Annotated in this window: 12 protein-coding genes; 8 read left to right on the top strand and 4 right to left on the bottom strand. The window is 68.8% G+C overall.

Annotated elements, in window-relative coordinates; genetic code table 11:
• The 4 genes from fgd to ACWDU4_RS11600 all read left to right on the top strand — a co-directional run.
• The coding region (gene fgd, locus ACWDU4_RS11615; protein WP_450114046.1) for a glucose-6-phosphate dehydrogenase (coenzyme-F420) at window positions 1-915 on the top strand (915 nt) is incomplete at its 5' end.
• A gap of 70 nt (window positions 916-985) precedes the next feature.
• Window positions 986-1,291 carry a WhiB family transcriptional regulator gene (locus ACWDU4_RS11610; protein ID WP_450114045.1) on the top strand — a complete coding sequence of 102 codons (306 nt, stop codon included), beginning with the start codon at window positions 986-988 and terminating at the stop codon, window positions 1,289-1,291.
• Between the two features lie 60 nt (window positions 1,292-1,351).
• The gene (locus tag ACWDU4_RS11605; RefSeq protein ID WP_450114044.1) at window positions 1,352-1,963 is read left to right on the top strand and encodes a DJ-1/PfpI family protein; all 612 of its coding nucleotides are present in this window, start codon (window positions 1,352-1,354) and stop codon (window positions 1,961-1,963) included.
• Window positions 1,960-2,412: a MarR family winged helix-turn-helix transcriptional regulator gene (locus ACWDU4_RS11600; protein ID WP_450114043.1), complete on the top strand. Its 453-nt coding sequence runs from the start codon at window positions 1,960-1,962 to the stop codon at window positions 2,410-2,412. The genes ACWDU4_RS11605 and ACWDU4_RS11600 overlap by 4 nt, the downstream gene beginning before the upstream one ends.
• 215 nt (window positions 2,413-2,627) lie before the next feature.
• Here the strand turns inward: ACWDU4_RS11600 and ACWDU4_RS11595 are convergent, their stop codons facing one another.
• Window positions 2,628-3,095, bottom strand: coding sequence for a DIP1984 family protein (locus ACWDU4_RS11595; protein ID WP_450114042.1), 468 nt, complete (start codon window positions 3,093-3,095; stop codon window positions 2,628-2,630).
• Window positions 3,096-3,297: 202 nt separating this feature from the next.
• Here ACWDU4_RS11595 and ACWDU4_RS11590 point away from each other — a divergent pair, with 202 nt between their 5' ends.
• Window positions 3,298-4,230, top strand: coding sequence for an NAD-dependent epimerase/dehydratase family protein (locus ACWDU4_RS11590; protein WP_450114041.1), 933 nt, complete (start codon window positions 3,298-3,300; stop codon window positions 4,228-4,230).
• On the opposite strand, the gene ACWDU4_RS11585 is transcribed toward ACWDU4_RS11590, so the two are convergent.
• The gene (locus tag ACWDU4_RS11585; protein WP_450114040.1) at window positions 4,203-4,610 is read right to left on the bottom strand and encodes a hypothetical protein; all 408 of its coding nucleotides are present in this window, start codon (window positions 4,608-4,610) and stop codon (window positions 4,203-4,205) included. The genes ACWDU4_RS11590 and ACWDU4_RS11585 overlap by 28 nt on opposite strands.
• A 234-nt stretch (window positions 4,611-4,844) precedes the next feature.
• On the opposite strand from ACWDU4_RS11585, the gene ACWDU4_RS11580 reads away from it, so the two are divergent.
• The 3 genes from ACWDU4_RS11580 (at window position 4,845) to ACWDU4_RS11570 (ending at window position 9,889) form a co-directional block, all read left to right on the top strand.
• Window positions 4,845-5,387, top strand: coding sequence for a hypothetical protein (locus tag ACWDU4_RS11580; RefSeq protein ID WP_450114039.1), 543 nt, complete (start codon window positions 4,845-4,847; stop codon window positions 5,385-5,387).
• Window positions 5,388-5,696: 309 nt separating this feature from the next.
• The gene (locus tag ACWDU4_RS11575; protein WP_450114053.1) at window positions 5,697-6,863 is read left to right on the top strand and encodes a serine hydrolase domain-containing protein; all 1,167 of its coding nucleotides are present in this window, start codon (window positions 5,697-5,699) and stop codon (window positions 6,861-6,863) included.
• 485 nt (window positions 6,864-7,348) lie between these two features.
• Window positions 7,349-9,889: a LuxR C-terminal-related transcriptional regulator gene (locus ACWDU4_RS11570; protein WP_450114038.1), complete on the top strand. Its 2,541-nt coding sequence runs from the start codon at window positions 7,349-7,351 to the stop codon at window positions 9,887-9,889.
• 60 nt (window positions 9,890-9,949) lie between these two features.
• Here ACWDU4_RS11570 and ACWDU4_RS11565 read toward each other — a convergent pair whose 3' ends face one another.
• Window positions 9,950-10,420, bottom strand: a complete 471-nt coding sequence (locus ACWDU4_RS11565) for a hypothetical protein (protein WP_450114037.1) — start codon at window positions 10,418-10,420, stop codon at window positions 9,950-9,952.
• Window positions 10,421-10,675: 255 nt separating this feature from the next.
• Window positions 10,676-12,121, bottom strand: coding sequence for a wax ester/triacylglycerol synthase domain-containing protein (locus ACWDU4_RS11560; RefSeq protein WP_450114036.1), 1,446 nt, complete (start codon window positions 12,119-12,121; stop codon window positions 10,676-10,678).
• Window positions 12,122-12,258: the final 137 nt, after the last annotated feature.

The following is a 12,258-nucleotide window of genomic DNA, read 5'->3' as shown; positions in this document are numbered from 1 at the left end:
GATTCGGCGACGGTGTCGGATCATTTCCAGCCGTGGCGGCACAACGGTGGGCATGCGCCGTTCTCGTTGGCGTGGATGACGGCGGTGGGGGAGCGGACGTCGCGGTTGCAGTTGGGGACGTCGGTGTTGACGCCGACGTTCCGGTACAACCCGGCGGTGATCGCGCAGGCGTTCGCGACGATGGGGTGCCTGTATCCGGGGCGGGTCATGCTCGGGGTGGGGACGGGTGAGGCGCTCAACGAGATCGCGACCGGCTACTCCGGTGAGTGGCCGGAGTTCAAGGAGCGGTTCGCGCGGTTGCGGGAGTCGGTGCGGTTGATGCGGGAGCTGTGGACCGGTGAGCGTGTCGATTTCGACGGTGAGTACTACAGGACCGTGGGGGCGTCGATCTACGACGTGCCCGAGGGCGGCATCCCGGTGTACATCGCCGCGGGTGGTCCTGTGGTGGCGCGGTATGCGGGTCGGGCGGGGGACGGGTTCATCTGCACCTCCGGCAAGGGCATGGAGTTGTACACCGAGAAGTTGATGCCTGCGGTCGCCGAGGGCGCTGGGAAGGCCGGGCGTGAGGTCGCCGCGATCGACAGGATGATCGAGATCAAGATTTCGTATGACACCGATCCGGGGCTGGCGTTGGAGAACACGCGGTTCTGGGCGCCGTTGTCGTTGACGGCGGAGCAGAAGCATTCGATCGAGGATCCGATCGAGATGGAGGCGGCGGCGGATGCGTTGCCGATCGAGCAGGTGGCGAAGCGGTGGATTGTGGCGTCGGATCCGGATGAGGCGGTGGAGCAGGTGAAGGCGTATGTGGATGCGGGTTTGAATCATCTGGTGTTTCATGCGCCGGGTCATGATCAGCGGCGGTTCCTGGAGTTGTTCGAGCGGGATCTGGCGCCGCGGCTGCGCGCCCTCGGCTGACCGGCCCGAAATCACGGTCGAAGGCGCCCATCCGGACGCGTAACCCTCACGAACGAAAGGATTTTCACCGATGGCAATGGCTCGGCTCGGTGTGGTGAGTGCGCTGCCCACGGCAACCGTCGAGGCATGGGACTGGCAGTTGCGTGCCCGATGCCGGGGTATGGACAGCGCGATGTTCTTCCATCCGGAGGGGGAGCGCGGTCCGGCTCGCGCCTGGCGCGTGCGAACCGCCAAGGCGCTGTGCGCGGAGTGCCCGGTGGTCCAGGAGTGCCGGCAGCACGCGCTGGGCATCGGTGAGCAGTACGGAATCTGGGGCGGGCTCTCGGAATCCGAGCGATACCGCGATGGAAGACCCGTCAGCCGAATGGCGCGGTGACCGATCCCTTCTCTCGGCGCCGGTATTGACAGCATGCTGTCGTCATGACGGTCTTCTGTCATGACTGAGACGGTGCACGTGGCAATCTATGACACGTTCGTCGACTGGGAGATCGGTTTCGCGATCGACCACATCAACAAGCCGATGCGGCACCGGGAGCCGGGCCGGTTCACCGTCGCCACCGTCGGTGCCGACGACCGCGCGACCCGGACGATGGGCGGCCTGCGCGTCCTCCCTGACGCGGCGTTGGGCGAGCTCCGGCCGCAGGAGAGTGCGATGCTCATCCTGGCGGGCAACGACATCTGGCACACCGAGCAGTTCACCCCCTTCGCGGCCAAGGCTCGCGAGTTCCTCGACGCCGGAGTGCCGGTGGCCGCCATCTGCGGTGCCACCGGCGGCCTGGCGATGGCCGGCCTGCTCGACGATCGACAGCACACGAGCAACGCCGCCGAGTTCCTCGCCGGCGTCGGCTACGCGGGCGGGCACCTGTACCGCGACGAGCCTGCCGTCACCGACCGAGACCTGATCACCGGGGCGGCCAACGCCCCGGTCCACTTCGCCCGCGAGATCCTCGAACGTCTCGACGTCTACGAACCGCACGTCCTGGCGTCGTGGTTCAAGCTGTACGGGCAGCGCGATCCGCAGGGCTTATACGAACTGATGGCGGAGTGAGCGTGCGCGACGACCAGGACCTGCTCAGCGGTCTGGCGCTGGGGACGTTCCGGCTCAACGGGCAGTTCCTCGCCGTCGCAGAGGATCTCGCCCGACCGGTCGGGTTGACCGCTGCGTGGTGGCAGGTTCTCGGTGCCGTCCTGACGCGGCCACTGTCCGTGGCCGACATCGCCCGCGAGATGGGTATCACCCGGCAGAGCGTCCAGCGGATCGCCGATCTGCTCGTCACCCGTGGACTCGCGGAATACCAGGAGAACCCGGCCCACCGGCCGGCGAAGCTCGTCTCGCCGACCCCGGACGGACGTCGGGCGGTGTCCGCGATCGATCCGGCGCACGCCGACTTCGCCGGCCGGCTCGTCGAGGCCTTCGGGCGTGAGGAACTGGCCGATGCGCTTGCCGCGCTGCGGAGGCTGTCGGCGGTCCTCGACGACCTCGCCGACGGCGACTGACCGGTTCGCGTGTCGGGGTGCCCCGTGCCCGCCCTCACCGAGCGGAGATCAGCACCTGGTGATAACTGTGCGCGATGCGCCTTCACCTGTTCGGCGTGCTGGGCTGCGTCGTTCGTGTGTGGCGCTGCCCTCGGCGCCGTACAGGTGGCCGGATGAACCGCCGGCCGCGGTGTGTGCTCGCTTCTCCGATCGGCTACCTGCTCCCGACGCTGTGCTCAGTCGAGCAGTTCGACCTCCCAGTTGGTTTGCTGGATCCGGGTGTCGACCTCGCGGATCGCGCGGGCCAGATCGTCCGCGGTGGCGCGCAGTTCGGACACCGGCACGGCGGCGATGTGGACCAGTTCCGAGCGCAACTGGCGACCGTAGCCGCGATCCTCACGACCGGACGCGGCGTCGGCGGCCGCGGTCACGGCAGAGTGGCGCAGCCGCAACACATCTCGGCGGGCCAGTGCATCGGTGACGGTGCCGTCGCCCAGTGTGGCCCGGGCGTTCGTCCGATTGATGCGACGAATGAGCTGCTCGAGTTCGTCGAGAGTCCGGTCGAGTTCGGCGAGGAGGGCGCCCGCGTCCTCCGCCGGTTGCTCGCCCTCCTGGTACCGGGCGTTGGCGACGATGCGCTCGCGCAGCTGGGCAACCTTGCGGACGACGTCGCCGCGCAGCGCCAACGCCTCTGCCAACTTCATCGAAAACAACTCCCGCCCGGTCGACAGCAACAGGTCTTCGACTCTATCGACCGGCACGTCGTCGGCCCGGGATGATTCACGGCGCGGCGACCGGAATGTCGGGAATGGGACGGCGGTAGCCGTCGCTGTCCGTCACACACCGCCCGGCTGTTTCGTCAGAGATGCAGGGGAGACGTAATCCGGAATCGGGAAGGTGATGGTCATGCGGGTCTTCGTGGCAGGTGGGGCCGGGGTCCTCGGACGGCGGCTGGTGCCGCAACTGGTGGCGCGCGGGCACCACGTGACGGCGACGACGACGAGCCCGGACAAACTGGAGTTGGTGGAGCGGTTGGGCGCCGAGGCGCTCGTGATGGACGGACTCGACGCCGGGTCGGTCGGTGCGGCGGTGACACAGGCCAAACCCGACGCGATCGTGCACCAGATGACCGCGATCTCCCTCACGCACGGCGGCAAGCCCGACATGAAACACATCGACCGCTGGTTCGCCACCACCAATCGGCTGCGCACGGAGGGGACCGACAACCTGCTGGCCGCCGCCGAGGCGAACGAGGTGTCCCACGTGGTCGCGCAGAGCTACGCCGGCTGGAACGGCATCCGCCGGGGCGGATGGGTGAAGACGGAGGAGGATCCGTTGGACCCCGAGACGGGGACGAAGGCGCGGCCGGGGATGGAGGCGATCCGCCACGTCGAGGAGGTCGTGGTCGCGGCCGGTGGTGCGGCCCTGCGCTACGGCGCGTTGTACGGGCCCGGTGCCAGCGACGATCAGGTCGAACTCATCCGCAAGCGGCAGTTCCCGCTCGTCGGGGGCGGCACCGGTTACAGCTCGTGGGTGCATCTCGACGACGCGGCGAGCGCCACCGCGCTGGCCGTCGAGCAGCAGGCGAAGGGGGTGTTCAACATCGTCGACGACGAGCCCGCCCCGGCGAGCGAGTGGCTGCCGTACCTGGCCGAGTGCGCGGGAGCGAAGCCGCCGATGCGGGTCCCGAAGTGGCTGGCGCGGCTGCTGGCAGGGGAGGTGGCGGTGACGATGATGACCGAGGGTCGCGGGTTCTCCAACGCCAAGGCCAAACGGGAGCTCGGCTGGCAGTTGCGCTACCCGTCGTGGCGTCAGGGCTTCGAGGAAGGTTTGGCCTGAGTGGATTCTCTGCTCGACCGTGATGCGACGCAGCCGAGGGCCGCGACGATTCCGGTTGCGCCCAGTCCGATCCAGGCCAAGGCCCGGCGGGTGTCGAGCTCCTCGCCGCATGCCTCGAACCGATCCGCACCGATCACGCCCTGGGCGTGGGGTGATGCCGGACTTCCACAGTTGACGCCGTCGGTCCGGAAGTCGGCGACCAGCAGAATCGCGCAGACAACGAGGCCGACCAGCGCCAGCGCGACCGTCACCCTCGCGGCCACGGACCGGCCGGAGGTCCCCGCGCTGACAGCGGCCCGCGGCCCATCCGGGACTCGGCCGCTGTCGGTGGCCGGAGTGCTCGGATCGGCATGCCGGCCCGCCTGCATGTCGGTCGTCATACTGTCGCATCCAACCAGACGGACCACGAATTTGCTGAATCGTTACCAGATCGACGGCGGCGCGAGGTGGGGGATCGACGCGTTCGTCCTGCGTCGGGGTGCGACGGCGACGCGGACGGAATACGGGCCGATCCGGTGCTTGCCTGTCGGTAGCTGAACGGGGAGAGGGGTCCGCGGCGGGATCGTCGAGCGGGCACGTCGGGTCGGCCGCACCGAAGGCGGTAGCCTGCATCGATGGCATCGGATGCGAGCCCCCGAATCGATCGGTTGCGAACGCTGATCGACCACCCGCGCACCGGCGACAGCGAACGGGCGGTGGCGCAACGGATGCTCGACCGGATCCTCGGGAGGACCGGCATTCGCGATCACTCCGGCGGACCCGACCGCGGTGCCGGGCACGGCCGGGTCGGGCGGCATGCGGGCCTGGCGCACATCGCGGACCTGATCCGTGGCGACATCGCGCTCGCCCGGTCGGTGTTCACGGCGAACACGCCGGACGGACTTCCGGCGGTCGCGGACCCCATCGGCAACGCCCCACCGGGAATCACCTTGGCCGTCGAGACGCCGCACGATGCGGGCATCGTCATAACGATCGACGGCGTTCCCGAGCACTGGGGCTGGGTGAACGACGGCGGCATCGAGACGGTCACACCGGCGCTGCGCACCCTCGCCGACGAGCTGGCATCGGTCATGAACGCGTACAACCGCGACGATGCGGAGGGCGGCAGGCGATTCTTCGGGAGGGTGCGGGTTCGGGACACCACCTTGGTGTGGTGACCGCGACCCAGTCGATCACGGCCGCGACAGATGGCTGTCCGGCGCGCGGGTGCGGGCTACGATGGCAGGGAGGTTTGCCCAGCTGGTGCCGCGCAGCCGGTGCGGCGCTCGGACTCTGGTGCCGAGGCGGTGTGACCGACGATGAGCGATCTGCGCGCGGGGTTCCTGCCGGCCCGGACCGCTCGCCTCGCCGTACTCGCGGCGTCCGGCGCACTCGTGATCGCGGGCTGCTCGACGAATTCCGAGCCGACGGTCGCTCCGACATCGGATGCAGCGATCGGCTCGACCACCGGGACCGTCTCCGCCCCAATGTCTTCCGCGCTCAAGTCCATCGATCCTGCGGCGTTCCAGGCGGCGGTCGACGCGGCCGCGAAGGAGTTGCTCGTTCCCGGGGCGGTGGTACGGCTGCGCACCCCGCAGGGGAGCTTCGAGGCGCTCGTGGGCACCACCGAGCGGGGCACGCAGGCGCCGCCGGCCATTGATACGCATTTCCGGATCGCATCGAACACCAAGACGATGACGGCGGCGCTGACCGTCCTCCTCGTGCAGGACGGGAAGCTCCGCTTCGACGACCCGGTGTCCGCCTACGTCCCGGGCGTGCCGGGCGGCGAGAACATCACCATCGCTCAACTGCTGACGATGCGCAGCGGGCTGTACAACTACACGAATGCGCCCGAGCTGTCGGCCACCCTGGACGCCGACCCGACGAAGGCATGGACACCCCAGGAGGTTCTGGACCTCGCGTTCGCGCACCCGCCGAATTTCCCGCCCGGAACGGAATACGAGTACAACAACACGAACTATGCACTGCTGGGGCTGGTCGCCGAGGCCGTCGGCGGGCGCCCGTTGGCGCAACAGTTCGAGGACCGGCTGCTCGGTCCGCACGGCCTGCGGCAGACCTCGCTTCCCGCCGCGGACGACACCACCCTGCCCGAGCCCTACTCGCACGGCTACATGTACGGCGGATCGGCGTATGCGATGGGTGACCAGGAGTACCCCGCCGACATGCAGGCCGCCGCCCGGAACGGCACCCTCCAGCCCCACGACTACACCAACCAGAACCCCTCCTACGCCACCGCCGCCGGCAGTGCCGTCTCCACGGCCGACGACATGGCGACGTGGATCCGGGCGCTGGTGTCGGGCAAGGTCTTCGATCCCACCTTTCAGCAGCAGTGGCTCGACAGTCCGCAACCCGAGGACCCGGGCAACCCAGACGGGCAGCGGTACGGCTACGGCATCAGCCATCAGCGATTCGGCCCGAACGCCGCGATGTATTACCACGGCGGTGAACTGCCCGGCTTCAACTCCTTCATCGGCTACGACCCGGACAACGACGTGACGCTCGTGGTCTGGACGAACCTGACCCTGTCGCCCGACGGCAAGACCACGGCAAACGCCCTGCTGCCGACGATCCTCGACCAGATCTACGCCGGGCTGTCCCTGGCGCCGGCGCCGACCCCGAGCCCCACCGGATAGCGGCACCACGTCACTCGCTTCCCTCCCGGCATGACCCGGGGCCCAGCCGTACCGTGTTGAGCTGCAACGTCTTCCCGAGTGAACGGATCGTCAGCGTGATTTCTGGGTGCCGGGACATGTCGGTTCCATGCTGTCCTGGCAGCTGAGCCGGGTCGAGTCGGCGATTGTCATCGTCTGCTGCTCGTTGCGTCGTCTCCGCGGGAACCCGGACCGCGGAGTGATGGCTGTCACATTTGTCCGGGTCGTCGTAAAGGTGTTCGCCGGCATCTCGGAGAATTAGCGGGTGAATCGCTGACTGGATGAATGCGTGGGCGAACGACGGTCGGCCCCGCATGTTCGGATTGGCGGCGGACGGGGCTCTGGGTGTTGGTGTACCGGCTGGGAGGCCGGTCGGCCCGGCGACCGGGATGAAGAGCGGGGTTGGGTTCAGTGCTTGATCTGTTCGGAGGTTGTCGGGCTGCGCTACCGAGTTCCCTGGTGTGGCGATGATGATGCATGACCACCTGTTCGGTCGACTGGACCGGGACGTGCGGCTGGTGGTGCTGCGAGCACCCCTCGGGTTCGGCAAGTCGGCATTGGTCGGCAACTGGCTACAGAGCCGCGAATCGGTGACCGAGTCGGTCGTCTGGATGGACAGGCCGACCCGTGACATCGATCCCGACGCATACTGGGCCTCGGTCCGGGCCAGGGCCGCGTGCCCGGAATGCGGGACGGCCGACGCGGGCTCCCGGCGCCGACGAGGGGGCCCGGTGCCGGACCGTCCCGCCTCGCCCCGGATACTTCTGATCCTCGATCGAGTCGACCTGCTGGGCAGCGACGAGGTCGAGGCCGGGATATTGCGGGCGCTCGGCGGATGCAGGCACCTGAAGGTCGTGGCGACGGTGTGCGACGGTGGCTGCCTCGCGGATCTCGCGGCACTCGGATGCAGTCACGACCTGATCACCGCGGACGATCTGCGGCTGAGTCCGGCCGCAGCCAGGTCGTTGGCCGAAGAGGCGTCGGTCCACCTGGAACCGGGTGAACTCGAGCAACTGCACGAGAAGGCGCGGGGGATGCCCGCCCTGCTGAGGGTCGCCGTGGCAGCCGCGCGGGGCATCCCGCGCGGCGCCGGGCGCGGAGCCCGTCTCGACTACGCGGTGGAACGCGCGCTTCGGCGACGGGTGCGAGACCTTTTCCTCGAACGTCCGGACATCGTCGATGTCGCACCCGAGGTGCTGCTTCGGTTGGCAACGGCACGCGAACTCACGCCGGCCGTCGCGTCGTTCCTGGTCGACGAGGGGAACCCGCAGGACCACCTGGAGCGGCTGGAGGCGGCCGGGGTACTGGGCCGCCACACGCAGTCCGAACACGAATGCTGGGAGTTCGCCCCCGCGGTCCGCTACGTGCTGCTCGGCATCGCGCAGGACAACGGGGTGGCCACAGCCCACAACATCGGGAGGCTCGCCCGGTTCCACGTCGACCGCGGTGAACCCTTCACCGCCCTGCGGCTGGCCCTCGATGCGCGGGACTGGGATCTGGCCGTCGATCTCGTCGAAGCCCACTGGGCGGACATGATCGCCGAGCAGATGAGCCTGCTGCGGGCAGCGCTGGAGTTGCTCCCCGCGGAGATGCTCGTGGACAAGCCCGCGATTCGCGCCGGACGCGAATTGTTCGTGTTCGCAGGCGGACAGGTGCCGGTGAACACGACGGTCCTGCCGTACGACGATCAGGCACTCCAGCAGCTCACGGCGCCCGACGCCACGGATCTCCTGACCGCCGGGTGCGTCCAGTCGCTGATGCTGCGGGTGTCCGGCGAGTTCCGGGCAGCTGCCGAATTCAGCCGCCGATTGGCGCACCTGAGCCGCAGTGTGGCCGAGACGCTGCCGGACGAGGTGACCGCACAGCTTCCGATCATGCGCCTGCAGTGGGGGATCACCTACCAACTCGCCGGGGATCTCGCCGAATCCAATGTCGAACTCACGGCGGCATACCGGGCCGCGGTCGCGGACGGGGTCGCGTTCATCGCCCGGAACGCCGCGGGCAGCTCGGCGTTGAACTGGGCCCTCGTGGGTGAGCCGCGACGCGCTCTCGAGTGGCTCGCGGACGAGCACACCCATGCCGAGCCCGTCGGCTGGCTGGAGCCCAAGGTGCGGGTGGCGGGCATGGTGGCGCGTGCCCTGATCTCACTGGACCAGCTCGACATTGCCGCGGCAGGCCGGACCCTGGGCGAACTGGGCGAGGTTGATCCGACCGAGGAACTGTGGGCGCTGGTGGCGTACGCGCGGTGCAGGCACGCGTTGCTCAGCGGCGATGCACACCGCGGTCTGGTCGACCTCCACCGGACCCTGCCGCTGCATCACGCGACCTTCCGGGACGGTATCGCGGTGCCGCTGCTGACCGCGGCCGAGATCGAGTTGCGGCTCGCCCTCGGCCAGGGCAACCGCGCGCTGGCGATCGTGGACACAGCCGACACCGACGACCCGTGGATCGCGGTGTCGGCCGCGCGGGCCCGGCTCCTGACCGGAGATCCGGCCGGTGCGCTGGCACTGTGCCGGCGGCTCGACGAGCCGGGTCGGCACCACCCGCGTGCGCATCTGGGATGCCGACTCGTCGAGGCCGCCGCGCACCTGGACCTCGATGAGCCCGGTGCGGCCGTCGTCGCATGGCAGCACGCGGGCAAGCTCGCGGAACTGACGGGACTTCGCGCACCGCTGGCCACCATTCCTCGCCGGGCGATCGACCGCCTCGTGACTCTCGGCGGCGCGCACGTCGGCGCGCAGTTGCAGGGCACGGACGTCCCCGCAGTTTTTCCGGGGCCGGTCGAGGTGGTGCGGCTCACCGAAAGGGAGCAGGCGGTCCTCACCGAACTCGCACACGGAAGTTCGGTGCGGGAAGCGGCGGCGAACCTGTTCGTTTCGGTGAACACCGTCAAGACGCAGCAGCGGACCCTGTATCGGAAGCTCGGGGCCCATTCGAAGGACGAGGCGCTCGGCGCCGCAACAAGACTGGGGCTCCTCGCCGAGGCCTACCCGGTCGGCGGGGACTGAGTCGGCGCCGGCCGCTGTCGCGCACCACCGCGCACACGCGGGCAGGCACTGCCCGCGGATCTATCTGACGTAGTGCAGCGTGTTGCCTCGTGGGACGTGGCTCAGGGTCAGCTCCTGCTCGGTGACCGAGAGCAGCACATACCGAACGGACAGATGGTCGGCGTCGTCGACGATCTCGAGGATCGTCGTGTCCGGTGCGGTCGACGGCGGAAGGTCGGGGGCGTCGTCCCGTCCCACGATCGCCCAGGTGCCGCTACGGGGCGGGACTCCGGTGTAGTCGCGGCTCGTTGTTCCATCCGGATTGAACGTCACGGATTCTGCAGGGTCGACCGCCGAGGTCCAACGGCCCGCGAGTTCGGCCGGTCGGTCGCCCGCCCGCAGCTGGAGGACGGCCCCGGATGCGGTCGCGGGGGACGGTGCCGACGCCGCGGTGACGGATGGCTGCGACGAGGACTCGGCGCAGCCCGACACACCCAGGGCCGCGACGGCCAGCGCCGCCGCAGCCGACGCCCTGTACCTGTCTGCCGTCATCCGGAAGGTCCCCTCGCGTGGTTCGACTACACGGTGACAGTAGGCCATCCGTTCGGTGAGGGTGGTGCCGGCCACTCGTCGCGCGCGGAGCCCGGTGTCGCACGCGTCGACGACGGTGTGGACAGGGTTGCCGGCGCCGGTGCGAGTTCGGCTGCCCGGGTGGGCCCGTCCGCGCGGTCGGCCACAGCAGCGGCGCGGGAATGGTTGTGGATTCCGAACGGGTCCAACAGATTCGGTCGATGCGCTCCGCCCGTGCTATTCCTCGGGCAGCGCGCGCAGTTCGTCGAACGCGGCCTCGAGGAGGTGTGCGTATGCGTCCGGGTCCCGCATCATCGCCGCGTCGGACGTGAACTCCACACTCAGCACGTCCCCGATCGACACCACACTGTGTGACAGACCGGCTCCCGGGTGGATCGGGGGGACATAGAACCCGTCCACGACGGGACTGCCGCCGAACATCAGGTCCGCGGCACCGCGCGGCATACTGGTGACCAGGGTGTTCGCCCATGTGACCGTGCTCTCCGTGCTTCTCGCTGCCGCGGCGGACTTTCGCTGGGAGAGGCGGAGGGCGATCCGGAGGTAGATCGCCGGCGCATGGTCGATCGGCGACTCGATGTCGATGGCCGATTGATGTTGCACCCGAGCCTTTTCGGCGATTGCCGATTCGTGGATGCGCCGCAGTCGTTCGATCGGTGTCGGTTCGTCGGTGTGAAGATCGACGAACATGGTGGTGATCTTGTTCGACGCGGCGACATGGGACCTGTCCCGGATCGAACGGGGGACCTGCGCGGCGAGGGCGCCATCGGGCGCTTCTCCGAGGCCGCCGAGATATGCGCCCAACCCGCCGCCGACGATCGTCAGGACGACGTCGTTGACCGACGTCCCGGTCGCTCTGGCGACCTCCCGGACATCCGACAGCGCGAACTTCGCTCGACCGAACGTCCGCTGCCCGCTCTGGTTGCCGTTGAACCGGGTGCGCGGGCGACGATGTCGGGGCGTGGACAGCGCGCCGGACTCGACCAGCGCGGTGAGGTCGCGCCGGGCCGCGGCGGACCTCACCAGGGACCTGCCCAAGCCGATGAACTGCGCCGGCAGGCGAAGCAGCGACGACACCGGACCGCGGATAGGTCCCCTCCTCCCTTCGAGGCAGGAGACGGCTTCCGGGTCGTCGAACAGTGCTCGGGCAACCTGGACGGCGCCCAACCCGTCCGTGGCGCAGTGGTGAAACCTCAGCACGACCAAGGTCGCGTCGTCGGGGATCCCGGCAACACCGCGGATCTCCGTGAGCAGGTGCAATTCCCAGGGGTTGTGAGCGAGGTCAACCGGCTGCTTCGTCGTTTCGGCAAGATGATCGGACAGGGCCCGCCATGACGTTTCGCCGATGCGCTGAACGCGGATGTGGTGGTCCAGATCGACGTCGGGCGCGAAGCTCCAGTACGGGTGGTCGAGATCGCCGGGTACCCGGACCAGTCGTCGGCGGAGCACCTCGGCCCGATCCAGACGATCTCGCATCCAGGACGCGGCTGAGGCGTGGGTCCGAATGGGGTGAGGATCGTGACGGGTGTCGAAAACGTAGACCGTCGTGATGACGTCCGGCGAGTGCTGCCGATCTGTCAGTTCGGAGTAGACGAACCACGAGTCTCGCCCGGCCAGTTGTACCGGCTCCGTGCACTCGCCTGCGGTGATCGGTTGGTCGTCCAAGGCTGTCCATCCTCCCCAGAGGATCCCTCGCGAACCCCCGGTTGATGGATCGATTCAATCAGATCTGCCGAGACCTACATTGTTAGTGATGCGTATGAATTGTCCCGCGTGTCGCGTCGAATCAATCGGCGTCGCCA

Source organism: Rhodococcus sp. NPDC003348, from assembly GCF_053589375.1.
This window is presented reverse-complemented; position numbering and strand designations above follow the sequence as displayed.

What these genes read in the sequence shown, in the direction of transcription:
- ACWDU4_RS11570 (WP_450114038.1), top strand. Translation starts at nt 7,349, where the DNA reads ATGATGATGCATGACCACCTGTTCGGTCGACTGGACCGGGACGTGCGG.
- ACWDU4_RS11565 (WP_450114037.1), bottom strand. Translation starts at nt 10,420, where the DNA reads ATGACGGCAGACAGGTACAGGGCGTCGGCTGCGGCGGCGCTGGCCGTC.
- ACWDU4_RS11585 (WP_450114040.1), bottom strand. Translation starts at nt 4,610, where the DNA reads ATGACGACCGACATGCAGGCGGGCCGGCATGCCGATCCGAGCACTCCG.
- ACWDU4_RS11605 (WP_450114044.1), top strand. Translation starts at nt 1,352, where the DNA reads ATGACTGAGACGGTGCACGTGGCAATCTATGACACGTTCGTCGACTGG.
- ACWDU4_RS11580 (WP_450114039.1), top strand. Translation starts at nt 4,845, where the DNA reads ATGGCATCGGATGCGAGCCCCCGAATCGATCGGTTGCGAACGCTGATC.
- ACWDU4_RS11610 (WP_450114045.1), top strand. Translation starts at nt 986, where the DNA reads ATGGCAATGGCTCGGCTCGGTGTGGTGAGTGCGCTGCCCACGGCAACC.
- ACWDU4_RS11575 (WP_450114053.1), top strand. Translation starts at nt 5,697, where the DNA reads ATGTCTTCCGCGCTCAAGTCCATCGATCCTGCGGCGTTCCAGGCGGCG.
- ACWDU4_RS11590 (WP_450114041.1), top strand. Translation starts at nt 3,298, where the DNA reads ATGCGGGTCTTCGTGGCAGGTGGGGCCGGGGTCCTCGGACGGCGGCTG.
- ACWDU4_RS11595 (WP_450114042.1), bottom strand. Translation starts at nt 3,095, where the DNA reads ATGAAGTTGGCAGAGGCGTTGGCGCTGCGCGGCGACGTCGTCCGCAAG.